This is a genomic window from Vibrio sp. 10N.261.46.E11 (assembly GCF_041472735.1).
Taxonomy (GTDB): domain Bacteria; phylum Pseudomonadota; class Gammaproteobacteria; order Enterobacterales; family Vibrionaceae; genus Vibrio.
The window spans coordinates 79,369-105,036 of sequence record NZ_JBFRQW010000039.1 but is presented as its reverse complement, the minus strand read 5'-3'; the positions used below and the strand labels follow the sequence as shown (position 1 = coordinate 105,036).

General features: G+C 44.8%; 26 protein-coding genes. 12 read left to right on the top strand and 14 right to left on the bottom strand.

Features of this window, described 5'->3' with window-relative positions; translation table 11 throughout:
- Positions 1 to 177: 177 nt before the first annotated feature.
- Complete coding sequence (locus AB4407_RS12950) at positions 178 to 1,254, bottom strand: AI-2E family transporter (RefSeq protein ID WP_372120838.1); 1,077 nt, start codon at positions 1,252 to 1,254, stop codon at positions 178 to 180.
- A complete protein-coding gene (locus AB4407_RS12945; RefSeq protein WP_372120837.1) occupies positions 1,247 to 1,486 on the bottom strand; it encodes a sulfurtransferase TusA family protein in 240 nt (79 codons plus the stop codon). Before AB4407_RS12945 ends, AB4407_RS12950 begins: the two co-directional genes overlap by 8 nt.
- 178 nt (positions 1,487 to 1,664) lie before the next feature.
- Here AB4407_RS12945 and AB4407_RS12940 point away from each other — a divergent pair, with 178 nt between their 5' ends.
- The 4 genes from AB4407_RS12940 to AB4407_RS12925 all read left to right on the top strand — a co-directional run bounded on the left by AB4407_RS12940 (position 1,665) and on the right by AB4407_RS12925 (position 4,627).
- Positions 1,665 to 3,119 (top strand): M48 family metalloprotease, encoded by a 1,455-nt coding sequence (locus AB4407_RS12940; protein ID WP_372120835.1) that lies wholly within the window; start codon positions 1,665 to 1,667, stop codon positions 3,117 to 3,119.
- Positions 3,120 to 3,242: 123 nt separating this feature from the next.
- A complete protein-coding gene (gene arsC / locus AB4407_RS12935; RefSeq protein WP_372120834.1) occupies positions 3,243 to 3,593 on the top strand; it encodes an arsenate reductase (glutaredoxin) in 351 nt (116 codons plus the stop codon).
- A gap of 6 nt (positions 3,594 to 3,599) precedes the next feature.
- Positions 3,600 to 4,193 (top strand): NAD(P)H:quinone oxidoreductase, encoded by a 594-nt coding sequence (wrbA, locus tag AB4407_RS12930; protein ID WP_372120833.1) that lies wholly within the window; start codon positions 3,600 to 3,602, stop codon positions 4,191 to 4,193.
- Positions 4,190 to 4,627, top strand: coding sequence for a DUF2069 domain-containing protein (locus AB4407_RS12925; RefSeq protein WP_372120832.1), 438 nt, complete (start codon positions 4,190 to 4,192; stop codon positions 4,625 to 4,627). The genes wrbA and AB4407_RS12925 overlap by 4 nt, the downstream gene beginning before the upstream one ends.
- 123 nt (positions 4,628 to 4,750) lie before the next feature.
- Here AB4407_RS12925 and AB4407_RS12920 read toward each other — a convergent pair whose 3' ends face one another.
- Positions 4,751 to 6,007: a DUF2066 domain-containing protein gene (locus tag AB4407_RS12920; RefSeq protein ID WP_372120831.1), complete on the bottom strand. Its 1,257-nt coding sequence runs from the start codon at positions 6,005 to 6,007 to the stop codon at positions 4,751 to 4,753.
- 277 nt (positions 6,008 to 6,284) lie between these two features.
- Between AB4407_RS12920 and AB4407_RS12915 the strand changes: the two genes are divergently transcribed.
- Positions 6,285 to 7,523: a uracil-xanthine permease family protein gene (locus AB4407_RS12915; protein ID WP_372120830.1), complete on the top strand. Its 1,239-nt coding sequence runs from the start codon at positions 6,285 to 6,287 to the stop codon at positions 7,521 to 7,523.
- Positions 7,524 to 7,660: 137 nt separating this feature from the next.
- On the opposite strand, the gene upp is transcribed toward AB4407_RS12915, so the two are convergent.
- Positions 7,661 to 8,287: a uracil phosphoribosyltransferase gene (gene upp, locus AB4407_RS12910; protein ID WP_009847387.1), complete on the bottom strand. Its 627-nt coding sequence runs from the start codon at positions 8,285 to 8,287 to the stop codon at positions 7,661 to 7,663.
- Between the two features lie 169 nt (positions 8,288 to 8,456).
- On the opposite strand from upp, the gene purM reads away from it, so the two are divergent.
- Both purM and purN read left to right on the top strand, forming a co-directional pair.
- Positions 8,457 to 9,497, top strand: coding sequence for a phosphoribosylformylglycinamidine cyclo-ligase (purM, locus tag AB4407_RS12905; protein WP_008222945.1), 1,041 nt, complete (start codon positions 8,457 to 8,459; stop codon positions 9,495 to 9,497).
- A 120-nt stretch (positions 9,498 to 9,617) separates the two neighbouring features.
- Positions 9,618 to 10,304, top strand: coding sequence for a phosphoribosylglycinamide formyltransferase (purN, locus tag AB4407_RS12900; RefSeq protein WP_372120829.1), 687 nt, complete (start codon positions 9,618 to 9,620; stop codon positions 10,302 to 10,304).
- 113 nt (positions 10,305 to 10,417) lie between these two features.
- Here purN and AB4407_RS12895 read toward each other — a convergent pair whose 3' ends face one another.
- On the bottom strand, positions 10,418 to 11,263 hold the full coding sequence (locus AB4407_RS12895) for a class II glutamine amidotransferase (protein ID WP_372120828.1): 846 nt from the start codon (positions 11,261 to 11,263) through the stop codon (positions 10,418 to 10,420).
- 67 nt (positions 11,264 to 11,330) lie between these two features.
- Positions 11,331 to 11,906: a D-sedoheptulose 7-phosphate isomerase gene (gene lpcA, locus AB4407_RS12890; RefSeq protein ID WP_009847390.1), complete on the bottom strand. Its 576-nt coding sequence runs from the start codon at positions 11,904 to 11,906 to the stop codon at positions 11,331 to 11,333.
- 328 nt (positions 11,907 to 12,234) lie between these two features.
- On the opposite strand from lpcA, the gene fadE reads away from it, so the two are divergent.
- Entirely contained in the window at positions 12,235 to 14,700 is a 2,466-nt protein-coding gene (fadE, locus tag AB4407_RS12885; protein ID WP_372120827.1) for an acyl-CoA dehydrogenase FadE, read from the top strand.
- Positions 14,701 to 14,889: 189 nt separating this feature from the next.
- Here the strand turns inward: fadE and AB4407_RS12880 are convergent, their stop codons facing one another.
- Together AB4407_RS12880 and dnaQ are read right to left on the bottom strand one after the other, a co-directional pair.
- On the bottom strand, positions 14,890 to 16,137 hold the full coding sequence (locus AB4407_RS12880) for a TIGR03503 family protein (protein ID WP_372120826.1): 1,248 nt from the start codon (positions 16,135 to 16,137) through the stop codon (positions 14,890 to 14,892).
- A 9-nt stretch (positions 16,138 to 16,146) separates the two neighbouring features.
- Positions 16,147 to 16,914 (bottom strand): DNA polymerase III subunit epsilon, encoded by a 768-nt coding sequence (gene dnaQ / locus AB4407_RS12875; protein ID WP_372120825.1) that lies wholly within the window; start codon positions 16,912 to 16,914, stop codon positions 16,147 to 16,149.
- A gap of 56 nt (positions 16,915 to 16,970) precedes the next feature.
- On the opposite strand from dnaQ, the gene rnhA reads away from it, so the two are divergent.
- Positions 16,971 to 17,435 carry a ribonuclease HI gene (gene rnhA / locus AB4407_RS12870; protein ID WP_372120824.1) on the top strand — a complete coding sequence of 155 codons (465 nt, stop codon included), beginning with the start codon at positions 16,971 to 16,973 and terminating at the stop codon, positions 17,433 to 17,435.
- Between the two features lie 76 nt (positions 17,436 to 17,511).
- Here rnhA and AB4407_RS12865 read toward each other — a convergent pair whose 3' ends face one another.
- A complete protein-coding gene (locus AB4407_RS12865; protein WP_372120823.1) occupies positions 17,512 to 18,297 on the bottom strand; it encodes a class I SAM-dependent methyltransferase in 786 nt (261 codons plus the stop codon).
- Positions 18,298 to 18,350: 53 nt separating this feature from the next.
- On the opposite strand from AB4407_RS12865, the gene gloB reads away from it, so the two are divergent.
- The 3 genes from gloB to AB4407_RS12850 all read left to right on the top strand — a co-directional run bounded on the left by gloB (position 18,351) and on the right by AB4407_RS12850 (position 21,434).
- Positions 18,351 to 19,109 carry a hydroxyacylglutathione hydrolase gene (gene gloB / locus AB4407_RS12860; RefSeq protein ID WP_372120822.1) on the top strand — a complete coding sequence of 253 codons (759 nt, stop codon included), beginning with the start codon at positions 18,351 to 18,353 and terminating at the stop codon, positions 19,107 to 19,109.
- Between the two features lie 70 nt (positions 19,110 to 19,179).
- Positions 19,180 to 20,751, top strand: a complete 1,572-nt coding sequence (locus tag AB4407_RS12855; protein WP_372120821.1) for a LysM peptidoglycan-binding domain-containing protein — start codon at positions 19,180 to 19,182, stop codon at positions 20,749 to 20,751.
- On the top strand, positions 20,748 to 21,434 hold the full coding sequence (locus AB4407_RS12850) for a YIP1 family protein (RefSeq protein WP_372120820.1): 687 nt from the start codon (positions 20,748 to 20,750) through the stop codon (positions 21,432 to 21,434). Before AB4407_RS12855 ends, AB4407_RS12850 begins: the two co-directional genes overlap by 4 nt.
- A 22-nt stretch (positions 21,435 to 21,456) precedes the next feature.
- Here AB4407_RS12850 and AB4407_RS12845 read toward each other — a convergent pair whose 3' ends face one another.
- The 5 genes from AB4407_RS12845 to accA form a co-directional block, all read right to left on the bottom strand.
- Entirely contained in the window at positions 21,457 to 22,299 is an 843-nt protein-coding gene (locus tag AB4407_RS12845; protein ID WP_372120819.1) for an endonuclease/exonuclease/phosphatase family protein, read from the bottom strand.
- 61 nt (positions 22,300 to 22,360) lie between these two features.
- Positions 22,361 to 22,699 (bottom strand): nitrogen regulatory protein P-II, encoded by a 339-nt coding sequence (gene glnB / locus AB4407_RS12840; RefSeq protein ID WP_017063373.1) that lies wholly within the window; start codon positions 22,697 to 22,699, stop codon positions 22,361 to 22,363.
- 130 nt (positions 22,700 to 22,829) lie between these two features.
- On the bottom strand, positions 22,830 to 23,153 hold the full coding sequence (locus tag AB4407_RS12835) for a cytochrome c (protein WP_206208344.1): 324 nt from the start codon (positions 23,151 to 23,153) through the stop codon (positions 22,830 to 22,832).
- 46 nt (positions 23,154 to 23,199) lie between these two features.
- Positions 23,200 to 24,540 carry a tRNA lysidine(34) synthetase TilS gene (gene tilS / locus AB4407_RS12830; protein ID WP_372120818.1) on the bottom strand — a complete coding sequence of 447 codons (1,341 nt, stop codon included), beginning with the start codon at positions 24,538 to 24,540 and terminating at the stop codon, positions 23,200 to 23,202.
- Between the two features lie 131 nt (positions 24,541 to 24,671).
- Positions 24,672 to 25,631 (bottom strand): acetyl-CoA carboxylase carboxyl transferase subunit alpha, encoded by a 960-nt coding sequence (gene accA / locus AB4407_RS12825; protein ID WP_372120817.1) that lies wholly within the window; start codon positions 25,629 to 25,631, stop codon positions 24,672 to 24,674.
- Positions 25,632 to 25,668: the final 37 nt, after the last annotated feature.

Sequence of the window (25,668 nt, the reverse complement as noted above, 5' to 3'; positions counted from 1 at the left end):
GTTATTCTACAATCAAAAATTCTAACGAAGCTATCGAGGTTTTTAACAAGCTAGGGTGATCAGTTATTTACTACGATTGGTATAAATACACTACTCACTACTAAGCCAAATGCAAAAAGGCCGAATATCATGGATATTCGGCCTTTCTAGTACTTACTCAACTGTATTGTTCTTCAATTACGATTGATGTTCAGGATCATCGTCGAGAGCATGACTCGGTAAGGCATTCCAAACCGCTTTCACCAACGTGGCTAGAGGGATAGCAAAGAACACGCCCCAAAACCCCCACAGTCCGCCGAACACTAACACTGCAACAATAATCGCTACTGGGTGTAGGTTTACCGCTTCCGAGAACAGAACCGGCACTAACACATTGCCGTCTAGTGCTTGAATGATGCCATAAGCGAGAAGCAGCCAGTAGAACTGAGGCTCTAGTCCCCACTGGAACAGGCCAACAATCGCCACTGGAACCGTCACTGCCGCAGCACCGATATACGGAATTAAAACAGAGAAACCCACCGCGACAGCCAGCAGTGCTGAATAACGTAAATCCAGAATCGCAAAAGTTACGTAGCTCACACCACCAACAATCAGGATCTCAAGCACCTTACCGCGAATGTAGTTTGAGATTTGTTGGTTCATCTCTACCCAAACCTTGGTCGCTAGACGACGGTTCTTAGGCAGAACACCACTTGCCATTCTCATCATCTCTTCTTTGTCTTTCAAAAGGAAGAAAATCAGCAGCGGTACAAGAATCAGGTAAACCGCAAGCGTCGCCAAACTAACAAGAGAAGCTAAAGAGCCTTTCACAACGCTTTCACCAAAGCCTAATGCTTTGTTCTTCGCATTCGACATGACGGATTCAACAATCTGTAAGTTAGCTAATTCTGGGTAACGGTCGGGAATGGTCGCAATAAACTTTTGCAAGCTTCCGTACATGCTCGGGATATCATTAATGAGATTCCCCACTTGCTCCCAAATCGTTGGTACTAGACCAAACAATGCCAATAGCATCACGCTGAAGAACATCATGATCACCAACATCACCGAGGGCGTTCTTGGAACACCGAGTCGTTGAAGCTGGGTAACCGGCCACTCAAGTAGGTAAGCCAACACAATAGCCACCAAAAGTGGAGCAATAAGGTGACCAAAGAAGTAGATCGTAACAAAGCCAAAGAGAATGATGGCAACCAAGCTGACAGCATGGGGATCAGAGAAACGTCGTTTATACCAACGATTGACCATTTCAAGCATCTGACTGCAATTCCTTTTTAGTGACGAGGAGATGATGGTAATTAGAGCAAACCTCAGTGATGACGTCATAGGCTTGCAGAGACAAAAAAGTAACAATATCTTTCATCGAGCTGTTATCAGAGACATAAATTGACAATGATTGCCCTACTTCTAACTTTACACTGTGACGCTTGGCTAATAATAATGCCATTGGACAGCGCTCTTGGCGTAAATCTAGAATATTAGGTGTCATTCTTTAGCTCGATGCTTATTATAAGGGTCGTATTGTAATCTGTTTTTGAAAACGCGCCATCATTCATTCATCTTCCTTGATGATAGCGCACGCACTTAGTAAAGGTTAAATCAGATAGAGAACCAATTTGCATTGCACTTGTCTTACTGTCAGAAGAAACGGAGTATTACTGACTAATATGTTTAAACGCGCTCGCTCAATTGCTTGCTTATGCATCGCAGCTACATTAAGCACTCCAACGTTGGCAAATACCAATGGTTTGGAGCTACCCGATATCGGCACCGCTGCTGGCGGCACACTCACTATCGATCAAGAACTTATCTATGGTGATGCCTACATGCGCATCATCAGAAGCAGCCAGCCTATCGTAAACGACCCTGTTCTAAACCAGTATATTGATACGCTTGGTCATCGCCTTGTCGCTAACGCAAATGATGTAAAGACACCTTTCCAGTTCTTTATGATCCGTGACCGCAACATCAACGCCTTTGCTTTCTTTGGTGGCTATGTTGCTTTGCACTCAGGTTTGTTTCTGCATGCACAATCGGAAAGTGAATTGGCTTCCGTATTAGCGCACGAAATCGCGCACGTTACCCAACGTCACTTAGCACGTAGCATGGAAGATCAAGCTCGCCGTTCTCCTGCAACCATCGCAGCACTAGCCGCTTCTGTATTATTAGCGATTGCAGCACCAGAAGCCGGTATCGCAGCAATCACTGCAACATCTGCTGGTAACATGCAAAGCCAAATAAACTACACCCGAAGTAATGAAAAAGAAGCCGACCGCTTTGGTATCAACACGCTTGCAAAAGCAGGGTTCGATGTAAACGCTATGCCACGTTTCTTTGGCCGCTTAGCTGATGAATACCGCTATGCGAGCACACCGCCCCCAATGCTATTAACTCACCCGTTGCCTGAAGATCGAATCACAGATTCACGTGCGCGTGCTCGTAGCTATACCCCACTAAAACTGGCTCCGTCATTGGATTATCATCTAGCAAGAGCTCGGATTGTTGCACGCTATGCAGGTATTAATAATGATGCAGCTCTTGATTGGTTTGAGCGCAAGCTGAAGAAAGCCCCCAAAGCCTTGGTTCCATCATTAGAGTATGGGCAAGCACTGGTTTACCTAGATTCAAAAAAACTGGATAAAGCAGAACCGATTCTGACCAAGCTGATGAATAGCGATCCAACCAACTTGTTCTATCTGGATGCTATTTCAGATCTGCACATCGAACAGAAAAAGCCTGATATTGCGATTAAAGAACTGAAGTCAGCACTTGAGCGTCAACCAAACAACTCAGTTCTAACTATTAACTACGCCAATGCACTGATTGAAAATGAAGACCTACAGGAAGCAGTCCGCGTATTGCAACGTTACACACACGATAACCCGAACGACACCAATGGTTGGTACCTGCTTTCAAAGGCAAATACAAACCTTGGTAACAGCGATGAAGAATTGTCTGCTAGAGCAGAGATCTTGGCACTGCAAGCCAACTGGAACAAAGCGATTCAGTACTACACACAGGCGAGCCAAATAGCAGAACTAGGCAGCCTAAAACAAGCACGTTATGACGCTCGAATTGATCAACTAATGATACAGCGCGAACGCTTCTTATCGTTGCAATAAGTATATTGACTGGCAGCGAAGCTCGTTGCCAAAATACAAAGAAAGCTCAACGTTACATAATAAGAAGCCACTCAGTTGGCTTCGACTAAACGATTAAATCAAAAATAATAATGAGGAAGAACCATGTCTGTCGTGATTTATCATAACCCACGCTGCTCAAAGAGCCGTCAAACTCTCGAACTGCTTGAAGCAAACGGCGTACAACCAGAGGTGATCAAATACCTAGATACGCCTTTGACTGTTGAACAGCTGAAAGTGCTTTTCACTCAGCTTGGTTTTGAGAGTGTTCGCGACATGATGCGTACCAAAGAAGCGGATTACAAAGAAGCGAACCTTGGTGGCGCATCAGTGACTGATGAAGATCTTTTCGCTGCAATGGCAACGAATCCAAAACTATTTGAACGCCCAGTGGTTGTCGCGAACAACAAAGCAAAAATTGGTCGTCCACCAGAACAAGTACTAGAGATTCTGTAATCCAATATGAGCATCAACATTCTTGTTCTCTACTATAGTCGACACGGCAACACCCAAGCGCTAGCAAGGCAAATCGCTCGTGGGGTGGAATCCATCCCGAACTGCGAAGCCATACTAAGAACGGTGAACAACGTGTATACGGTAGAAGAGCAGCCGGATTCGCGCTATCAGCCAACAGATCCTATTGCGACCTTACAAGATCTCCGTTCTTGCGACGGTTTAGCACTCGGCAGCCCAGTATGGTTTGGCAATATGGCTGGGCCAATGAAGCACTTTTGGGATAGCACAACATCGTTATGGATTAATGGCGATCTCATCGATAAACCAGGTTGTGTATTTACTTCCTCTTCATCACTACATGGTGGTCAAGAGACGACACAGCAAAGCATGATACTGCCTCTACTTCATCATGGCATGTTAATCGTGGGCATCCCCTATTCAGAACCTGCGCTGCACACCACTCAAACCGGTGGCACACCTTACGGTGCAAGCAGCACTGGAGAGAGCGCTTCATTAAGCAAAGAAGAAATTGAGTTGGCGCAAAACCTAGGCAAACGCGTAGCGCGCATCGCTATTAACCAGAAGGGAATGCCTCAATGATGTATATGTCAGAGAGACCGATGTCTCCCAAAACCAAGCTATTTCGCTACCTTGCTTTAACGGGCAATTTGTCGCTGTTATTCTGGGTGGTTGCTTGGCAAATGACACTTTCACCGCACCCTCACCTCAGTAATGTAACACTGGCGATTGCTTGGGCTATACCGCTGTTACTGCCATTACCGGGCATCCTAGCTGGTAAACCTTATACGCATGCTTGGGCGAACTTCGTCCTAATGCTCTACTTCCTACATGCATTAACCATCTTGTATATAGATGGTGGAGAGCGCTTGTTAGCCGCTGTAGAACTGCTTTTGACGACTCTAGGCTTCGCAGGCAATATATTATTTACCCGTTTTAGGGCCAAAGAGTTAGACATCAAGTTGAAGCGCCTTTCCGAAGTAGAAAAGAAAGAGAAAGCTAAGTTCGAGCAATAATATTGGTTCGATGCTCTGGATCTGACATGACAACAGATAAACAAAAAGCCCTGCGATCTTCTCTTACAGGGCTTTTTTTCATGATTTCATATCGATCTGTCTGTCTGTCATGTCGGTAGACGATTACGAGCGAACCCATTCGTATACTAAGCTTGGCTTAGCGTGTACTGGCGCTGTGACTGGTAACGCTTCCTCATCAGATTCACCTAGCGTCATCTCAGCTGTATTTGTTAGCTCAGCATCTGTAGATAACTCACTGCCTTTAATCACTTGAACGCTTGGAGTTTCATTGCCCATCGCATCAGTAACAACAGCAGAGTCATCGCCTACAGACATAATGTTATCTTGCGCTTCAAATTCTGGGCTCACTTCAGGTTCGATATAAGACTCTTCAACCTTCGCGACTTGGCGAATGCTTGCAACTTCTTGTTCAAACTCTTGTTGGGTCGATAACAAATGAATTCGGAACGTCACTTCATTGTTTTGAATTTGTAGAATATCTAAGCTTGCCACCGAGTTTAGACGCTTCAGTGCATTCTCCAATTGGAAGAAGTCTCGCGCATTATTCAAACTGATAAACTGCGTTAAAATCGACTCTGATGATTCACTTGCTACAACAACAGCGCTTTTGCCTGCGTAGTAGTTACTGATTTGATCAACCAATTTCTTAGAAGTCGTCGCACTGTTACCCGATACCGAACCACTTACCGGTGATGTTGGTGCACTCGTCAGTTGGTTTGGTTTTTGGTCATACAAAGTCCAGCGTAATCCAGAAGACTGTGCCTTAATCACCAAAACAGCATCAACAGGGTAACGTTGACTCGCGTTGCTAATCGGTATGACAAAGCTGCCCCACAAATCCGAGGTAGCCACTCCCGTAACATCATCAAAATCACCAACAGGAAGCATCAAAGGCAAACCACGTTCTTTTGCATTAGCTTGTAAGCCTGCAGCTAATAATGAATTGGAGTGTTCCCAGACAATGCTCTTGTCGTAGTTATTCTCTTCTACCAGCCAAACAAGAATATTTGAGCGAGTATCAGGCCAATACGGTAATTGCGCTTGAGTCAGTAGTGAACGAATTTGAGCACCGTTAAAACGCATACGCAATGTTGATTGGTCATTGCTTTCGCCAAAACTCATTTGAGACATGTACTGCGCACTCTTACGCATCGCCTTTTGAATCGTTTCATTCGACGCAACATCAGTTTGGCCTGTCGCACGTATCAATACCTGCTCCATGCCAGTATTTCTTGCCACTTGTTCTGGTTGTTTGTCTTCAGCGTTAATCGCAACTTCAGCACTAAAGATATCTACTTGAGTTAAGGCATAACTCGGAGAGGCTAATAGTCCCATCAACAACAATGCTATGTAGCGCATATTGATCCTAATATTCAAAGCTTGTGCCTTGATGATAAGCAACTATGGATTAAGGGGCAAGGTCGTTAGCACCCACCGTGTTTAATAACCACAAAATATCACCTGACCATAATAAATCGTTCACTTGTAAACTGAATTTTTCTTATTTTGATAGAGATAAACATAACTAATATAAATAAATTTGATCTATCTGACATAGCAACCGATTGCCAAGTGATAGAATCCCGCGAATTTTATTTTTCGCTTTTCATATAACGACCATTTTTAAGGACATAACATGAAAAATGCTCTGCAAGGTGCGCAAATGCTATTTGTCGCTTTTGGTGCACTTGTACTGGTGCCCCTGCTGACAGGCCTTGATCCCAACGTAGCGCTCTTTGGTGCAGGTATCGGTACCCTTTTATTCCAACTTATTACACGCCGTTCAGTACCTATTTTCCTTGCGTCTTCTTTTGCATTCATCGCACCTATTATGTTTGGCATTCAAACTTGGGGTGTAGGTGCAACCATGGGTGGCCTAATGGCGGCAGGTGTTGTGTATGTATTAATGGGTGCATTGATTAAAGTACGTGGTGTCGCCTTCATTCATAAACTTCTTCCCCCAGTCGTTGTTGGTCCTGTAATCATGGTGATCGGCTTAGGTCTTGCGCCTGTTGCGGTAAACATGGCGCTAGGTAAAACAGGCGATGGCGCGGTTCAGCTTGTTGATGCAGACGCAGCACTGTGGATCTCTTCGATTTCACTGCTAGTAACAATTGTTATCAGTGTGTTCTCAAAAGGCTTCCTTAAACTGCTGCCTATCTTCGGTGGTATTGTTGCAGGTTACATCACCAGTTTGGTATATGGCGCGGTAGACTTCACACCTGTAGCTCAAGCGTCTTGGTTGGCACTACCAAACTTCACAGCACCTGAGTTCAACATCAACGCTATCTTCTTTATGGTGTTTGTGGCAATTGCGCCAGCCGTTGAGCACGTTGGCGACATGCTTGCTATCTCTAACGTAACCGGCAAAAACTACCTTAAGAAGCCAGGCTTACACCGCACCATCACAGGTGACGGTGTGGCGACAATCGCGGCTTCTATGCTGGGCGCGCCACCAAATACAACCTACAGTGAAGTAACTGGAGCTGTAATGTTAACCAAAGCATTCAACCCAGTGATCATGACTTGGGCAGCGGTAACAGCCATCGTTCTTGCATTGGTTGGTAAGTTAGGCGCTCTACTGCAAACGATTCCAGTTCCTGTGATGGGTGGCATCATGATTCTATTGTTTGGTTCAATCGCAACGGTAGGTTTGAATACTCTAATTCAGAACAAAGTTGATCTACACAAATCACGCAACCTAGTGATTGTCGGCATTACTTTGGTCTTCGGCATTGGCGGCATGGCATTTGGCATCGGCGACTTTAGCCTGCAAGGCGTAAGCTTATGCGGTATCGTGGCAATTCTGCTTAACCTAGTGCTTCCAGAAGAGCTCGGTGATAACACTGTGGTAGACAAAGCTCAGATCGACTAACCAATCGATACGGCTGGATTCAAAAGAATCACAAACAATGATCCAAAAAGGGAGAGCATTTAATGCTCTCCCTTTTTTATTAATACTTTTAATTCAGTCAGTTAAGAACGGTTTAAGTCACTTAAGCTGAAACCGAATTACTTAGTACCGAAGATCTTATCACCAGCATCGCCAAGACCAGGAACAATGTAGCCCTTGTCGTTTAGCTTCTCATCGATTGCCGCAGTGTAAAGCTCAACATCTGGGTGCGCTTTTTCTAGAGCTGCGATACCTTCAGGGGCAGCAACAAGTACCAGTACTTTAAATACTTTACAGCCTTGCTCTTTTAGAAGGTCAAGAGTTGCAATCATAGAACCGCCAGTTGCTAACATTGGATCAACCACTAGAGCAATACGCTCATCAATGTTAGATGCTAGCTTGTTGAAGTATGGTACAGGCTCTAATGTTTCTTCGTCACGGTAGATACCCACGACACTGATTCGAGCACTTGGCATATGCTCTAAAACACCATCCATCATGCCTAGACCTGCACGTAGGATTGGCACTACTGTTACCTTTTTACCTTTAATTTGGTCAACTTCTACTGGGCCGTTCCAACCATCAATAGTTACACGTTCAGTTTCAAAGTCTGATGTCGCTTCGTATGTTAGAAGGCTACCCACTTCTGTCGCTAGCTCACGAAAACGCTTAGTACTAATGTCACCTTCACGCATCAGGCCAATTTTATGTTTTACTAGCGGGTGTTTTACTTCAACAACTTTCATTTCCAACTCCGGCAATATTTAAACAAACCTGTAGATTATACACGAACTGTGGGGTTATTTCAGAATCTTTATTCTAATAAAAAAAACCGCGCAAACGTTTGCTCTTGGCAATCAAGCCCTGTTAGAATAGCGCCGTTTTCACATCCAACTTAAGTTCGAGGACTATCCCGTGAGTGGTAATACTTCTTCTCTAAGCTACAAAGACGCTGGTGTTGATATCGATGCAGGTAATGCACTAGTAGACCGTATTAAAGGTGCTGTTAAACGCACTCGTCGCCCTGAAGTAATGGGCGGTATTGGTGGCTTTGGCGCCCTATGTGAACTTCCAACGAAATACAAAGAGCCGGTACTTGTTTCAGGTACTGATGGTGTGGGTACTAAACTTCGCCTTGCTTTGGATCTGAAAAAACACGACACCATTGGTATCGACCTAGTGGCAATGTGTGTGAACGACTTAATCGTTCAAGGTGGTGAGCCGCTATTCTTCCTAGACTACTACGCAACAGGTAAGCTAGATGTAGATACAGCAGCAGATGTTGTTTCTGGTATTGCTGAAGGCTGTGTTCAAGCAGGTTGTGCACTGATAGGCGGTGAAACTGCTGAAATGCCAGGTATGTACGAAGGCGACGACTACGATGTAGCCGGCTTCTGTGTTGGTGTTGTAGAAAAAGCTGACATCATCGACGGTACTAAAGTAGCTGCAGGCGACGCACTTATCGCTGTTGGCTCAAGTGGTCCACACTCAAATGGTTACTCTCTAATTCGTAAAGTTCTAGAAGTTTCTGGTGCTGATAAGAGTGAAGAGCTAGAAGGTCGCACTATCGGTGAACACCTACTAGAACCGACTAAGATTTACATCAAATCGGCACTTAAGATGATTGCAGAGCATGACATTCATGCTATCTCACACATCACAGGTGGTGGTTTCTGGGAAAACATCCCACGCGTACTTCCTGAAGGCACTAAAGCAGTGATTGATGGCAAGAGCTGGGAATGGCCTGCTATCTTCAACTGGCTACAAGAGAAAGGTAACGTGGAGACATTTGAAATGTACCGCACTTTCAACTGTGGTGTAGGCCTAGTTGTTGCTCTACCTAAAGATCAAGCAGACGCTGCTGTTGAACTGCTGAAAGCCGAAGGCGAAAACGCTTGGGTTATCGGTGAGATCGCAAACGCTGAAGCTGGCGAAGAGCAAGTTGAAATCAAATAAGTGATACGCTCACTTACTTAGTTAATCAATGAGGACCTAATGGTCCTCATTTTGCTATTTAGCCCGCAGAAAACCTTAGTTTATGTAGGTACATTGTAAACAGTTCAGTTAATCAATCGTATGACCCACTCTATGAAAAACAGCCATTCTATGAATAACAGTCACTCTAAGAAAAACATCGTCGTTTTAGTTTCAGGAAGCGGAAGTAACTTGCAAGCAATTTTGGACGCCTGCGATAGCAATATGATTGATGCTTCAGTTAAAGCTGTCTTCTCAAATAAAGCAGAAGCTTTTGGTTTAGAGCGAGCGAAAACCGCAGGTGTTGACGCACATTCTGTGAACCCAAAAAACTTTGGTTCACGTGAAGATTTCGATCATGAGTTGATGATTCAGATCGATGCTTACCAACCCGATTTAATCGTACTTGCGGGATACATGCGTATCTTGAGTTCAGAATTTGTTCGTCACTATGCCGGTAAAATGGTCAACATCCACCCTTCTCTACTTCCTAAATACCCTGGCTTACACACCCACCAGCGCGCTATTGATGCGCGAGACAAAGAACACGGTACAAGTGTTCACTTTGTTACCGAAGAACTCGATGGTGGACCTGTGATCTTGCAAGCCAAGGTGCCGGTATTTGAAGATGATGATGCTGACATGTTAGCAAGCCGTGTACTGACTCAAGAGCACTGTATTTACCCGATGGTTTGTAAATGGTTTGCTGAAGATCGTTTATCGATGGTAAACGGGAAGGCTGTCTTAGACGGTGAAACATTAGGTACACACGGTTACGCAGAAGAGTAATTCGTCAGAAACTAAATCAAATCAAATCAAATCAAAAAAGGCCGCTTACTGATTAATTAGTTCAGTAAGCGGCCTTTCTTTTATATGGTTGAAACTAATACTATTCGAGACGTTTAGATCAATGGCTCAGTTGGCGCTTGGCTTGCCACCTTCTTCGGAGCATAAGCAACATCTTCCAACGTTTGGTGGTTGTTGCCAATTAACTCTCCAAAATGAAACAGCGCGTATTCACCTGGCTTCATTCTAAACCACTCTTCATTGTCTGTTAGAGGCTGAGTTGCTACGACGGTTACCACATCGTTGGGCGTGGTTTCTTCTTGGAAGTTAATCTCAACATCTTCATCAATCAGGCTCGCGTTACCAAAAGGAGCGCGTCTTGTGATCCAGTACAAATGGTTCGTACAGTAGTTCATTACGTACTCACCGTCACTGAGCAGCATATTGAAAACACCTTTCTCTCGTAGCTGGTCACAGCACTCAGCGACAAAGCGAAACATGCCTTCCATATCTTGAGGTGGCTCAGGAAAACGGTCTTCAAGTTGTTTCAACAGCCAACAGAAAGAGAGTTCACTGTCCGTCTCACCGACGGGTCTGAATCGGCCACTAATCAGATCATCATAATCCGTTAGTTGACCATTGTGAGCAAAGGTCCAGTATCGTCCCCAAAGCTCACGAGTGAAAGGGTGAGTATTTTCTAGATTAACGCCACCACGGTTGGCTTGACGGATATGACTGACAACAGCTTGGCTCTTAATTGGGTAGTTTTGAACCAGTTCAGCGATCTTTGATTCACAACTAGGATTAGGATCTTTAAATGTACGAAAGCCCTTTCCCTCATAGAAAGTAATACCCCAACCATCACGATGTGGACCAGTGTTGCCTCCACGCTGCATAAGGCCAGTAAAGCTAAAACAAATATCAGTTGGCACATTCGCGCTCATACCGAGCAATTCACACATGGTTTAATCTACTCCCTATTAAAACCAATGGAGCCATAAACCTAGGCTCCAAATGTCTGTAAAACTATTATTCCATTTCTTTTTCAACAAGCTGAATCACAATGTGGATGATCTTAATGTGAATCTCTTGGATGCGGTCAGCGTAGCCAAAGTGTGGTACTCGGATTTCGATATCAGCACAACCTGCCATTTTGCCGCCATCTTTACCTGTTAAGGCGATAGTTTTCATGCCTTTCGCTTGAGCTGCTTCAATCGCTTTTAGAATGTTGCCAGAGTTACCTGAAGTCGACAAACCAAACAACACATCGCCTTTACGACCTACCGCTTCTACATAACGAGAAAATACGTGATCGTAGCCAAAGTCGTTACTCACGCAAGACAGATGACTCGGATCTGAAATCGCAATACCAGCAAAGCCTGGACGATTTTCACGGTATCGGCCTGTTAGCTCTTCCGCGAAATGCATTGCATCACAGTGCGAGCCACCGTTACCACAAGAAAGCACTTTGCCCTCTTGCTTGAATGAATCTGCAATCATTTTTGCAGCAGCTTCAATTTGAGCAATGTTATGGTCATCACTCAAGAACTTGTTCAGAACGTCAGCAGCTTCGTTCAATTCACTTTTGATTAGGTCTTGGTACATTTGGCTTATCTCTTATGTTTTTTGACGCAACTTAAAGTGCGTGAAATGAGAATTGAGGGTTTTCCCCTCTTTATAACTGAGTTTACCCACAAACATGAAATAGTGTCGACACTTAAGCCCAAAGATTGCCATCTTAATTAACCTCTCACTGTCGATCCGTCCAAATATTCAGCACCAACCTCTCACAATTAGAACTTTAACTCTATTGAGATCACTTTTTATTCACTTTGGAGTTTTACAAATATTTAATATTTTGTTTACACTTAACTGGTTAGACCTCTTACCTAAACTTAATAACAATAAGTGATCTCTGAAAAGGAAATCGATCATGAACATATTGCTCTCCCTACTCGGCATGACAGCCATCTTAGGCGTCTGTCTTTACCATAGAGTTAGTCTGGTCCGTGCATTAATTGTGTTAACCGGCGCAATGGTAGCATTAACCCTGTTTGGCAGCGTGGCAGTCACTGGTTGGCTTTGCTATCTATTGGCCATTGCAATCTTTGCTGTACCAGCAATTCGCCAGACCCTGATTAGCCAAAAAGCACTTTCTTTGTTTAAGAAGGTTCTACCAGCAATGTCTCAGACGGAAAAAGAGGCATTAGAAGCTGGCACAGTATGGTGGGAAGCTGAGCTGTTCAAAGGTAAGCCTGAGTGGAAGAAGCTTCAAAACATTGCGGATCCGAAACTTTCTGAGGCGGAACAAGCGTTTTTAGATGGCCCTGTAAATACTGTATGTGAAATGGTCAATGATTACCAAGTCACACATGAACTTGCTGATTTACCACCAGAAGTATGGCAGTACCTAAAAGACCACAAATTCTTCGCCATGATCATCAAGAAAAAATACGGCGGCTTAGAGTTCTCGGCTTACGCTCAGTCGTTGGTTCTACAGAAACTAACCGGCGTTTCTAGTGTATTATCATCAACGGTTGGTGTACCTAATTCGTTAGGTCCCGGTGAGCTATTGCAACACTATGGTACAGAAGAACAAAGAAATCACTACTTACCTCGCCTAGCCGAAGGTAAAGAGATCCCTTGCTTTGCCCTAACAAGCCCAGAAGCTGGATCGGATGCTGGTTCAATCCCAGATTACGGTGTGGTATGTAAAGGCGAATGGCAAGGTGAAGAAGTATTGGGCATGCGCTTAACTTGGAACAAGCGTTACATCACTCTCGCGCCTGTCGCGACCGTTTTAGGTTTGGCCTTTAAACTGCGTGATCCTGAAGGCCTGTTGGGTGATCAAAAAGACCTTGGCATCACTTGTGCGCTTATCCCAACGGATTTAAAAGGCGTAGAGATTGGCAACCGCCACTTCCCACTTAACGTACCGTTCCAAAATGGTCCGACTCAAGGTGACGACATCTTCGTGCCTATCGATTTCATCATCGGTGGCCAGAAAATGGCAGGTCAAGGCTGGCGTATGTTGGTTGAATGTCTGTCGGTTGGTCGTGGTATCACACTGCCTTCAAACTCAACCGGTGGTATTAAATCTGCAGCATTAGCAACCGGTGCTTATGCTCGCATTCGTCGTCAGTTCAAACAACCAATCGGGCGTATGGAAGGGGTTGAAGAGCCACTAGCACGCCTAGCGGGTAATGCTTACGTGATGGATGCAGCGAGTAACCTAACGGTTGCAGGTATCGACCTTGGCGAAAAGCCTTCAGTTATCTCTGCCATCGTTAAGTACCACTGTACTCACCGTGGTCAACGCAGCATCATCGATGCGATGGATATCGTCGGTGGTAAAGGTATTTGTTTAGGTCCATCGAACTTCTTAGCGCGTGGCTACCAAGGTTCGCCAATCGCGATTACCGTTGAAGGTGCGAACATCCTGACTCGTTCAATGATCATCTATGGTCAAGGCGCGATTCGTTGCCACCCTTATGTTCTGAACGAAATGGAAGCGGCTTATTCGGAAAGCAGCGATGCACTTGATAAGTTTGATTCAGCATTAGCAGGACACGTTAGCTTTACTATGAGTAACCTAGTCCGCAGCTTGTGGTTTGGTTTAACCGACGGTCGTGGTTCAGACGCTCCAACACCATCCAATAAAACGGATAAGCAGACACAGCGTTACTACCAACAGTTGAACCGCTACAGTGCTAACCTAGCGCTACTGTCTGATATTTCAATGGCTGTATTAGGCGGTTCACTGAAACGCAGAGAGCGCCTATCAGCAAGACTGGGGGATATCCTGAGTCAACTCTACCTAGGTTCAGCAACACTTAAACGCTTTGAAAGCGAAGGTAGCCACGCTGAAGATCTCCCATTAGTCCATTGGGGTATGCAAGATAGCTTACGCCAAACTGAAGTGGCGATTGATGAGTTCTTAGCGAACTTCCCTAACCCTGTGATTGGTCGCCTACTTCGCGTTGTGTTAATGCCATTTGGCCGTATCCGTCGTGCACCAAACGACAAGCTGGATAGCCAAGTCGCGCACATCCTACAAACACCAAGCGAAACACGCTCTCGTATCGGCCGTGGCCAATACTTGGAAGCAACGGAATACAACCCAGTAGGCAAGATTGAAAAAGCGCTAGAAGTGATTCTTCAAGCTGAACCTCTGTTCGATAAGGTTTGTAAAGAAACACATCAAAAACGTGCTTTCTTACGACTTGATCTTGTTGCTCAGTTGGGGCTTGAGAAAGGTATCTTAACGCAAGACGAAGCAAATCTTCTGATTAGCGCTGAGGAACATAGACTGTACACGATTAACGTTGATGATTTCTCACCAGAGGAGCTCGCAGCAAAGTCGCAATATCCAAACCAATCGATTGATAACGTCGCTTAAGGTCAGAGAAAGCAACAAAAACGGGACTCCAATGAGTCCCGTTTTTTATTCATCACTTCATTGTCACAAATTTTATTGCTTAGTCTCTCGAGGCTTGTTCTATCTAAGTTTAGTCTCTCGAGGTTTGTTGTCCCGACGTTTACTCACTCAAGACAACAATCCCAAGACAACTCTAGTGATACAGACAAGTTACTTAGGTGCCTTGAGCTGCATCTCAGGTAGCGCTCTCTTCTTCGCTGCGATTTTACGTATTACAAACCAAATCAGTAAGCCCAATAAAATCACAGCCACATTACCTATCGCTATAATCATTATGCTGCGCTGCCTATCATCTTCTCTCTTTTGAAGAATCATTAATTTCTCAGCAATACGCTTCTGCTTAGCAAGAGCCTCTTCTTGAAGGCGTCGCGATTCGGCTAAATCTATCTCTTGAACAACACTGTACGATTGCTCGGTAATCGGGAAGATCAGTGGACGCTGGCTTGACGCATCGGTGGCATAAACCATCCCCGACCAAGTGTAAATTCCCAAATCATCATTATAGGGTAATGATAAAGACACTTTCATCGCATCAGCTTCGGCTTGGCCTTGTTTGTACATCACATACCCATCAGGGGCTTTATACTCAATGTGAGCCGCTAAAGAGCTTGGTGCTATCATACCTGACTCACCAGACGCCACTAACGTATGAGATAAGCCTTCTTTACGAGATTGAATAAAGGTGGTCGTGATTGGCGTTGGGTAGACCAATACTTCTTGCTCTTGGGCTCGCAGGAACACACCATTACCAGAAGTAATTCGAGCTCGATATTTACCAGGCTCAATGTCCATTGGCAACGACACGGTGAATACACCATCTCCCGCTTTTTCGTCAAGGTCAGCGCCATCATCAGCAAACTCGCCCATCACAACCGGAATTGGTCGCGCCTCTCTCACTAACGACTCTTCGTTTTCAACAAACTTAGTAAAAGTGACCTTAAGTTTTACTCGGTCGAGAAAGTCACGTAAGACAAGCGGCTTACCGTCTGAAGTCAAACGGGCAGTAAATTTGATGTGTTCTGTTTGATACAGCTTATCCGGAAAATCATTGGCGTCTAAAACCAGATGAGATAAGAGTTTGATATTATTTTTAGGTGAGACTTTACCTACCGCTTGCCAAGGGCCAGGCATCGGATTATCGATCGAGATAATATCCATTGACGACTCTTGGTACCAACGGACATTATCGTCGTGACGTAAAGCGTGATACTTCTTGCCATCAGGACGAACTAAGACGACAGGTTTAGAATTATCGGCTCGATAGATCACAAAAGTAACTTGTTCGATACTGGGATCAACTCGAAAGCGATTATCCAATAAACTCATTACAGATTCTGTAGCTGCATGTAAGCTAAAGCTCAACAGCAATAAACAACCGGTAGCCAATACCCTTAACATACTTTCTCCCTACTGACGCCAGAGACAGCTTCCGCTTTTCTCGACGAGGTCTAAACGACTTTGATGCGCTTCTAATTCATCGGCCGTAGCTCGTAAAACCTTTAGAGATTTTCGACCACTTTCTACTCTTCGTATGCTTTCCGCTTCACCTTCTTGTTGGCCAGCGTTAAATTGCAGCGAAGTTTGCCCACCCGTCATCAATAAGTAGACGTCGGCAAGGATCTCCGCATCGAGTAATGCGCCGTGGAGAGTACGGTGTGAGTTATCAATACCGTAACGGTCACATAAGATATCTAGGTTATTCCTTTTGCCTGGGAATATCTTCTTCGCCATGGCCAAGGTATCGGTAACTTTACAGTAGTCATCCGTTTTACCTATCGAAGGGTTTAGCTTTTCAAACTCATAATCCATAAAGCCCGTATCGAAGGGCGCATTATGAGCCACCAGCTCCGCACCTTTGATAAAGTCGAGAAACTCTTTATGTATGTCTTGGTATTCTGGTTTATCCACCAAGAATTCATCGGTAATACCGTGAACGCCAATTGCCTCTTCTTGAATGGCACGATCGGGCTTGATGTAAACGTGGAAGTGACGCCCAGTCAGCCTACGGTTGATGATCTCGACGGCACCAATTTCAACGATGCGATGCCCCATATAGTGAGGGCCACCCTCTGTATTCATACCGGTGGTTTCAGTATCGAGTACAACGATGCGTTTATTTTCATTCGAACTATTTTTTTCGTTCGTGCTTTGTTCTGGAGTGCTACTGGTATTCATAAGGATAACTGTGTCAGACTATGCCGATAATGTGCTTGAGGTAATAGTATCAAATCATGACGAAACAAGTTGAAATTTTCACTGATGGTTCTTGTTTAGGCAATCCAGGTCCCGGTGGCTATGGCATCGTACTTCGCTACAAAAAAGTCGAAAAGACGTTAGCGGAAGGTTTTACCCTAACCACCAATAACCGAATGGAAATGCTCGCCGCTGTCGTGGCTCTCCAAACCCTCAAAGAGCCTTGCTCTGTCATTCTAACCACAGATAGCCAGTACGTGCGCCAAGGCATTACACAGTGGATTCACAACTGGAAAAAGCGTGATTGGAAAACGGCCGATAAAAAGCCCGTCAAAAATGCAGACCTATGGCAAAGACTCGACAAAGAGACGGCGCGCCATAGCGTTGATTGGCGCTGGGTTAAAGGGCACGCAGGACACAGAGAAAACGAAATGTGTGATGATTTAGCAAGAGCTGCAGCAGAGAACCCAACTCAAGAAGATACGGGCTATCAGCCAAGCTAATCACCGCTGTAAATGAGATATAGGTTTCAGAAACTGATAGATAGTGTCTGAAACGAATAGATAGATGAAAAGCCGACTACGAGCCGGCTTTTTCTGTTTTTAACGGATACGAAGTTTTAGCGGAGTCCAAGGTGCGACGCGTATTGGTTCTAAAACTGGCTCCTACAGGAGAGAAACGTCGCTTAAGGTGCCAATGTGGCTTGATCGGTTTAAGCGGATAAGTACGTTTACGAGCAACAATAAAGTATTGGCTACCAGCGAACGATGCGCAGCTGCCTAAGCTGTTCTCCAACCACGTCCACATCGCTTGGTATTTACTCATCGGGAACAGCGCGTAGGTGTCACAATGAATCACTTCATAATTAAGTACGCCTAGCCAATCTTTAATTCGGTTTGGCGTATACATACGCCCACTCCATGGCAAGCTGTTCTTTCGCCAAGGCATCAAACTGGCAAGCCCAGTCACACTAAAAGGGTTAAAGCCGGTGATGATGATATAGCCATCGTCCATCATGACTCGGTCGACTTCTCTCAATAGCCGGTGTGGGTCGTTGCTATAATCTAACTGATGACTCAGCACCACAACATCAAAGCTTTTCTCTAAAAAGGGTAAATTATAGCCATCTGCTATCACATTATGTAATGGGTTCTGGATATCTAGGTTTACTTGATGTTGAATGTTGCATGTGCAGCTAGAAATCTCACTGCTGAGGCCACCAAGTTTGAGCATATGGTAACCAAATAGTTTTGGACACCACTCATCGAGTCGAGTTTGAATAGATTCTCTCAACCAGTCCCCATTGTGCAATTGTGCCCAAGTATAAGGACGCTCAAACTTTTTTCTGCTACGTGCTGGCTTCATCAATAATCTGTCTCACTCATTCTGTCTCACTAAAAGTGACTGGAGAACCAATAATGTTACATATCAAAAGCATACCTGCATTTAACGACAATTACATCTGGCTGATTCAAAATAGCGATCGCCGTTGTGCTGTCGTCGACCCTGGTGATGCAGCTCCAGTATTAGAGTACTTAGCACACCATGAGCTAACTTTAGATGCAATCTTGATTACGCACCACCACCACGATCACATTGGTGGCGTGCCAGAGTTGGTAAGACAATTCCCTAGTGCGGATGTCGTTGGCCCCAAAAATGAACCTATCCCGACCTTAACCCATCCCGTTGATGACGGTGACCAATTAGAGCTGTTTGGCGAAGTATTCCTCGTACTAGGGCTTAGTGGACACACCGCTGGGCACATTGGTTATGTGGGTGATGCCAAACTGTTTTGTGGCGATGTACTGTTTTCAGCCGGTTGTGGGCGAATCATGGAAGGCACACCACAGCAGATGTTTGATGCATTGAACAAGATCACAGCACTCCCACAAGAAACCGAGGTTTACTGTGCTCATGAATACACGGCAGCCAATATCGCTTTTGCACTGGCTGTTGAGCCTGACAACCAACATTTACAACAATACCGCGATCAAGTGAATCGGCTTCGAGCTCAAAATAAGTCGACCATCCCCACAAATTTAAGACAAGAAAAGTTTATTAACCCCTTCTTACGCTACACAGAACCAAGTGTAGTAAAATCAGTATCTAATCGTACCGAGCAGACCGATCCTTTATCAGTTTTTACCGCTTTACGTGCGTGGAAGAATGAATTTTAACAAATACAGGCTTGTCACTCATAGGGAGTGGCAAGTATTATCATCGGCCGTTTATTAAAAAGGCTGTAACATGCGAGTTAAGTACAGCTGGGCTTTGGTACTACTACTTTCTGGTTGCCAATTAACTCAGTCAGAGAATCCAGACCAAGCTTCCGAGCAAACCAACACCTCCCCTACTAAAGAAGTTTCTCAAGCGAACGTTTCATCGGGAGCGATCCAAGAACAACCAAAAGTTGAAACACCCGTCGTTACTCCACAAACACAGCAAGATGTTTGGAAACGTATTTCGATGCAACTTGAAATGGAAGTGCCAGACCAAAAGAAAGTCGACTACTACCGCACTTGGTACCTCAAGCACCCTGGTCATCTAAAAACTGTATCAAAACGCGCTGAACCTTTCCTTTACTTGATCACAACTAAGATTGAAGAAAGAGACTTGCCTTTAGAGCTGGCCCTATTGCCCGTTGTTGAAAGCTCGTTTGATGCATTTGCTTATTCTCATGGTAGCGCTGCTGGACTATGGCAGTTCATTTCGGGTACCGGCAAAGCTTACGGACTAGAACAAAACTTCTGGTACGATGGCCGCCGTGACGTAGCCGCTTCAACCGACGCTGCATTGGATTTCTTAACCGACCTAAACAAACGTTTTGATGGGAACTGGCAACACGCAATAGCTGCCTACAACAGTGGCGGTGGTCGTGTGAACAGCGCAATCCGTAAGAACAAGAAACTGGGTAAGCCAATCGACTTCTTCTCTCTAGACTTACCAAAAGAGACCAGCAGCTATGTACCTAAACTACTCGCACTGGCTGACGTGATTGCTAACCAAGAAAAGTATGGCATCGATATCCCTGCGATCCCGAACAAGCCAGTACTGACTCTGGTTAACCCAAGTGAACAACTTGATTTAGCCATTGCCGCAAGCTATGCCGACATTCCTGTCAAAGAACTGCAAAGCTACAACCCGGCTTATAACCAGTGGGCAACGGCACCAGAGAAACACCAACAATTATTGCTTCCTTTAGGCTCTATTGAGAAGTTCAACAAAGAAGTGGCTGCCAATAAAGGCAAAGGCATGAAGTTGGTGCGCTATAAAGTGCAATCTGGCGATAGCATCAGCGTACTGGCGAGTAAATACAACACCACCAACAAAGTGATCCGCTCTGCAAACGGTTTGAGCAACAATAATATTCGTGTTGGTCAGCACCTATTTATTCCAACATCAACAAAAGACGACAAGACATACGCACTAAGCGCTTCAAATCGCCTAGCAAGCACACAGTCAAAGAGTCGAGGTCAATATAAGCTCAGCCATACCGTAAAAAGTGGTGATAGCCTATGGACGATTGCGCGCGCAAATAAGGTATCTCACCAATCACTGGCTAAGTGGAATGGCATGGGACCACGTGACACACTTAGAATTGGTCAAGAACTGGTCATTTGGAAGAATAGTTCAGACGGTGCCATCATCCGAACTGTCTTTTATAACGTAAGATCAGGTGACACAGTCAGCGGTATTGCATCAAAGTTCAAAGTAAAAAGCACAGATGTTGTAAAATGGAACGCTTTGCAGAACAAGAAATACCTACAGCCAGGACAAAAACTGAAGCTGTATGTTGATGTAACTAAGGTAAGTGTATGAACCCGTCAAGTAACCCACTCGTCATGCTGTTGGATATATTCCGTTCACCAACAGCTTGTTTCTTAGCGCTTTATCAAAGAAGTGCTTGGGGATGGCAACCCTACGTCGTATTAATGCTCAGCCCATTCTTATTTTGGGGAGCCTATTTTTCGAATGTAGATTTTGCATGGTTAAGCGCTGAGTTGTCACTGCAACTGGCTCAAACAAACCCTGACCAATTGGCGTTACTTGACAGTAATACTCTACTCGCGAGTGAAATCATCAGTGATGTATTCGGCCGTACGTTAACCATCATTCTGTTGGCATTTTGGTTTAACTTGGCAACAAAGCCAAGCCAACACCAACATAGCTTTTGGCGATGGTTTGCAGCCGCATCGGTAGTGATATTCCCTGCAGTTCTAGGCGATGTAGCAAGCTACGCAAGCCTGATACTCAAGCACGGGCATGTGATGAGCTACGCGGCCGACTTGAACAGCTTAAACGGCTTAATCAAGTTACCGCTCACCAGCGACTGGTCGCAGTTTGCTAGCTCATTACCACTCTTGCTGCCATGGTACATCGTGCTGGGTTATGCCGCCGTATTAACATGGACTGAGTTTGAACGTGGGCAAGCGCTTGTGATTTCAGGCTTACCATGGGTTGGCTACTATCTAATCTGGGCTCTCTACATTTTAATATTTTAAGTTGAAGAGATAACTCTCTAGCCTATTTAGCCTTAAAGGTGACTCGCATAGGGTTATGATCAGAAGCGTCTGTAATGGGCGCTTTTGCTTTGTCTACTTCTAACCCTCGATAGAACACATGATCGAGCACCAACCCTGTCATAAACTGTGTACGGTTATCGGGTTCAAAAGCAACTTCCGTCAAACCTACCTGTTCCAACGCATCTTTCAATACAGCAAAGCGAGCTTCACTCCAGCTATTAAAATCTCCAGCAAAAATAACAGGCCCACGATACTTTTGCAGATTGTCGGTTAAGCTCTTGAGCTGAGCCTCGTAATCTTCCGTACCAAAGGTAAAGTTCACCGCATGGATATTAATCACAGCCAGCTCTTCGCCATTACTTAGCAGGTAGCGAGACCAAAGTGCGGATTTCGGCAATTGAAGCCAAGGTTCTTCGTGAGTATAAGCACAAGCTTCAATCGGTAAATGGGTGGCTAAGTTGAGTACACCCGCACTTTGCTCAAAGGCTTCAAATGCATTCACACGAGTACTTCCCCACTGGCCACTCGTTACCCATTGGCGAAGCCCTTCTGTCATACTCGCTTCTTGCAGCAAAACTAAATCGCTATCGGCTGACAACTTATTTAACTCACTTTGCCAATTATTTCGGTTTTGCTTATAGATATTCCACACGGTAATGTCTAGGCCATCTGACACATCAATCGCTTTCGGGGCAGAGTTTTGGTAGCAGCTGTAAATATCGTTGCTAGTGTTTCCAGAAGAAGTGATCAAGTTGGGTTTATTCGGGATCACGAAGATAAAATGAAAACTAACGACAGCAATCGTTATCAATAGCGAGATAACAATGATGGTTTTCTTAAACATACAGCACCCTATCAGAAATGAAAAAGGAGCGATAAACGCTCCTTTTAGGGTAATAGTTTTTTTATACGGCGTCTTCGTCTTCTTCGCCGGTACGAATACGTACCACACGTTCAACTTCAGTAATGAAGATCTTACCGTCACCAATTTTACCGGTTTGAGCCGTTTCGATAATGGTATCAACACATTGGTCAGCCACTTCGTCGGTCACAACAATTTCCAATTTCACTTTAGGTAAAAAATCGACCATGTACTCTGCGCCGCGGTATAGCTCAGTATGTCCTTTTTGACGTCCAAATCCTTTAACTTCAGATACTGTCATACCCGTAATACCCACTTCTGCAAGTGCTTCACGTACATCATCAAGTTTGAATGGCTTGATAATGGCTTCAATCTTTTTCATGTTCATCCCTTAAACTGTGCGAATGGCTCATTATCGGTTAGCTATAGTAAACATTCAATGAAAAAAGCCAGAGCATTAAAGCTCTGACTCGAAATTTATCATCTTGTTCAATCTGCGCTTTGAGAAGGTATTACTTAAGGCTTGCGTAGTAAGCGGCTAGATTAGCAATATCTTCATCACTCAACATTGAAGCCTGAGCCTGCATGACAGCGGCCAAACCGCCGGTGCGCTGGCCGTTCTTATAGGCCTTAATTGATGAAGCGATGTATTGCTCGTTTTGGCCTTTAAGGTTTGGATATCCTGGGATCATTGCGATACCGTCTGCGCCATGACAAGCCGCACAGATTGCCGCTTTAGCTTGACCCGCAGCAACATCACCCGCCAGAGCGTTACCACTCAGTAACCCAAGTCCAAGAACTAACCCTAGTGTAATTTTCTTCATTGCATATTCCATTAATTATTTTTATTAAAGTGACGGTGAATTGTGACACAAACTTTTTCTACTTGCTCCAAAGCGCTTCACAATCTTGACCTTCGTAGTTTCTATCTACGAATAAACCTAAAACAGCGATCACTCGATCGCCATCCATTAATATCGGCGTTCTACGTCTTAACCAGCTGGGTACTTGGTATTCCTGAAAAAGCTTCTTGAGTTTTCGACTATGACCACGTCCAACAGGATGCGCTGATAATCCTTCAGGGTTGAAGATAACTCGTAGTGCTCCGCTTGTGTCCTTCAAACTGAAGTTTTGCGAGTTACGACCATTCGATACAGCATCACTCTGTGACGGCATTAATTTCAGCTCCCCTAAACCATCGGGCAGTTGCAAGCTATCACCAAGCACAACATCGGCATGCCAACTCGACAAGTCCTTAGTCTCTTTCACTATGTAGAGCTGATGATTAAAGCGCCTAATCTCAACATCATTCAACACCAGCTTAGGATTGGCATCTGCCTGAGCACAAGCCACTTCATCCCAAATAAGTTTTAGCTGCTTTTGGCTTGGCATCGGTTGATTGCAATGGCTGATCCACATTCTGATCAAACGTGCTCGTAACAAATCAGAATGCTGAGATAACGCCTCAATGCTTAAGCTCTTACTGTTACTGCCTCCCAAAGCTTGTTGTAAGTGAGACTCAAGCAGTTCGTCGAGTAGCGACTCTTGTTCTGCACATAATTGAGCACTGCGACAGACCGATTCTCGAAAGCTAGGCCAGCGCTCAGTCAACGTCGGAGTGACTTGATGACGAATGAAGTTTCGATCAAAGCGCAGATCCTGATTACTCTCATCTTCGACCCACGTTAACCCCATATCGTGAGCCGACGCTTCGATGTCTGATCGAGTCACTGACAGCAGAGGTCTCACAATAAACGCTTCGCCAAACGACATCACTTTTGCCATAGAAGAGAGCCCTTTCGGGCCACTGCCACGTTTTAACGCCAACAAAAAAGTTTCAAGTTGGTCATCAATATGTTGACCTGTAATTAGAACATCACCAAAACTAAGGTGCTTCTGAAGCGAATCATAACGAGCATCTCGAGCAAGTTTTTCTACGCTCTCACCATTATTGATATCCAGCGAGACCCTTTCTACTGCTAACGAAACCGACAAAGCATCACACCATGTTTGGCATTGTTCAGCCCAAAGATCAGCATTCTTACTGAGACCATGATGAACGTGCACCGCAAAGCACTCAATGTGATGGGACTTAGCGTATTGCTCAGCCAATTCCAATAACACTCGAGAATCGACACCACCACTGAAAGCAACAACCAACCGACGAGGTTTTAGATCGCTTTGTTGAAATGCAGAGGTAAAAGTTTCGATTAAGTGGGTCATGGGGTTAAGTGAGCCGTGTGTACTAATGAGAAAGGAGAATGTTTTAATAATAAAAAAGGGTTGGCACTGAGTCCAACCCTTTCATCAACTTGTTACGGAAAGCAGGTCTTATACCTTGCTAAGGTCGCTTATCAGCAGTAACCGTAGCTCATTAGGCGCTGGTAACGACGCTCTAGAAGTGTTTCGTTATCAAATTGCTCAAGCTCTTCTAACTGCTTAACTAACATATCTTTCATGTTCTGAGCTGTCTGTATTGGATCGCGGTGCGCACCACCTAGAGGCTCAGGAATGATTTCGTCGATAAGCTCAAGCTCTTTAAGACGAGGAGCAATCAGGCCCATCGCTTCAGCTGCTTGTGGTGCTTTATCTGAATCACGCCACAAGATTGAAGCACAACCTTCTGGAGAGATTACTGAGTATGTAGAGTATTGAAGCATGTTCACGTAATCACCAACACCAATCGCTAGTGCACCACCAGAACCGCCTTCACCTACAACGTTACAGATAACTGGAACAGAAAGACCAGCCATAACCTTTAGGTTTTTTGCGATAGCTTCAGATTGACCACGCTCTTCAGCGCCAACACCTGGGTATGCACCCGCAGTGTCGATGAAAGTAATGATTGGCATGTTGAAACGCTCAGCCGTTTCCATTAGGCGAAGTGCCTTACGGTAACCTTCTGGCTTTGGCATACCAAAGTTACGGATCACTTTCTCTTTAGTCTCACGACCTTTCTGGTGACCAATAACCATAACAGGACGACCATTTAGACGAGCCATACCACCCACAATTGCTTTGTCGTCAGCGTAAGCGCGATCGCCCGCCATCTCTTCAAACTCTGTGAAGGCATGCTCCAGGTAATCTTTGGTGTAAGGACGTTGAGGGTGACGAGCAAGTTGAGCTACCTGCCATGCACCTAAGTCACTAAAGATTTTCTGTTTAAGCTCTAAGCTTTTTTTCTCTAGTTGTTCAATTTCTTTGTCTAGATCTACCGCTGTGTCACCACCGTGACGTGAAACGTCACGTAGCGCTTCGATTTTTGCTTCAAGTTCAGCGATAGGCTTTTCAAATTCTAGAAAGTTCAGGCTCATCTATGAATCCTTGTTGATTCAGCTCCGCTGTTACGGA

Excerpts from the sequence above, each read along its gene's own strand:
- AB4407_RS12950 (WP_372120838.1), bottom strand. The coding sequence starts at position 1,254 with ATGCTTGAAATGGTCAATCGTTGGTATAAACGACGTTTCTCTGATCCC.
- AB4407_RS12945 (WP_372120837.1), bottom strand. The coding sequence starts at position 1,486 with ATGACACCTAATATTCTAGATTTACGCCAAGAGCGCTGTCCAATGGCA.
- AB4407_RS12940 (WP_372120835.1), top strand. The coding sequence starts at position 1,665 with ATGTTTAAACGCGCTCGCTCAATTGCTTGCTTATGCATCGCAGCTACA.
- arsC (WP_372120834.1), top strand. The coding sequence starts at position 3,243 with ATGTCTGTCGTGATTTATCATAACCCACGCTGCTCAAAGAGCCGTCAA.
- wrbA (WP_372120833.1), top strand. The coding sequence starts at position 3,600 with ATGAGCATCAACATTCTTGTTCTCTACTATAGTCGACACGGCAACACC.
- AB4407_RS12925 (WP_372120832.1), top strand. The coding sequence starts at position 4,190 with ATGATGTATATGTCAGAGAGACCGATGTCTCCCAAAACCAAGCTATTT.
- AB4407_RS12920 (WP_372120831.1), bottom strand. The coding sequence starts at position 6,007 with ATGCGCTACATAGCATTGTTGTTGATGGGACTATTAGCCTCTCCGAGT.
- AB4407_RS12915 (WP_372120830.1), top strand. The coding sequence starts at position 6,285 with ATGAAAAATGCTCTGCAAGGTGCGCAAATGCTATTTGTCGCTTTTGGT.
- upp (WP_009847387.1), bottom strand. The coding sequence starts at position 8,287 with ATGAAAGTTGTTGAAGTAAAACACCCGCTAGTAAAACATAAAATTGGC.
- purN (WP_372120829.1), top strand. The coding sequence starts at position 9,618 with ATGACCCACTCTATGAAAAACAGCCATTCTATGAATAACAGTCACTCT.
- AB4407_RS12895 (WP_372120828.1), bottom strand. The coding sequence starts at position 11,263 with ATGTGTGAATTGCTCGGTATGAGCGCGAATGTGCCAACTGATATTTGT.
- lpcA (WP_009847390.1), bottom strand. The coding sequence starts at position 11,906 with ATGTACCAAGACCTAATCAAAAGTGAATTGAACGAAGCTGCTGACGTT.
- fadE (WP_372120827.1), top strand. The coding sequence starts at position 12,235 with ATGAACATATTGCTCTCCCTACTCGGCATGACAGCCATCTTAGGCGTC.
- AB4407_RS12880 (WP_372120826.1), bottom strand. The coding sequence starts at position 16,137 with ATGTTAAGGGTATTGGCTACCGGTTGTTTATTGCTGTTGAGCTTTAGC.
- dnaQ (WP_372120825.1), bottom strand. The coding sequence starts at position 16,914 with ATGAATACCAGTAGCACTCCAGAACAAAGCACGAACGAAAAAAATAGT.
- rnhA (WP_372120824.1), top strand. The coding sequence starts at position 16,971 with ATGACGAAACAAGTTGAAATTTTCACTGATGGTTCTTGTTTAGGCAAT.
- AB4407_RS12865 (WP_372120823.1), bottom strand. The coding sequence starts at position 18,297 with ATGAAGCCAGCACGTAGCAGAAAAAAGTTTGAGCGTCCTTATACTTGG.
- gloB (WP_372120822.1), top strand. The coding sequence starts at position 18,351 with ATGTTACATATCAAAAGCATACCTGCATTTAACGACAATTACATCTGG.
- AB4407_RS12855 (WP_372120821.1), top strand. The coding sequence starts at position 19,180 with ATGCGAGTTAAGTACAGCTGGGCTTTGGTACTACTACTTTCTGGTTGC.
- AB4407_RS12850 (WP_372120820.1), top strand. The coding sequence starts at position 20,748 with ATGAACCCGTCAAGTAACCCACTCGTCATGCTGTTGGATATATTCCGT.
- AB4407_RS12845 (WP_372120819.1), bottom strand. The coding sequence starts at position 22,299 with ATGTTTAAGAAAACCATCATTGTTATCTCGCTATTGATAACGATTGCT.
- glnB (WP_017063373.1), bottom strand. The coding sequence starts at position 22,699 with ATGAAAAAGATTGAAGCCATTATCAAGCCATTCAAACTTGATGATGTA.
- AB4407_RS12835 (WP_206208344.1), bottom strand. The coding sequence starts at position 23,153 with ATGGAATATGCAATGAAGAAAATTACACTAGGGTTAGTTCTTGGACTT.
- tilS (WP_372120818.1), bottom strand. The coding sequence starts at position 24,540 with ATGACCCACTTAATCGAAACTTTTACCTCTGCATTTCAACAAAGCGAT.
- accA (WP_372120817.1), bottom strand. The coding sequence starts at position 25,631 with ATGAGCCTGAACTTTCTAGAATTTGAAAAGCCTATCGCTGAACTTGAA.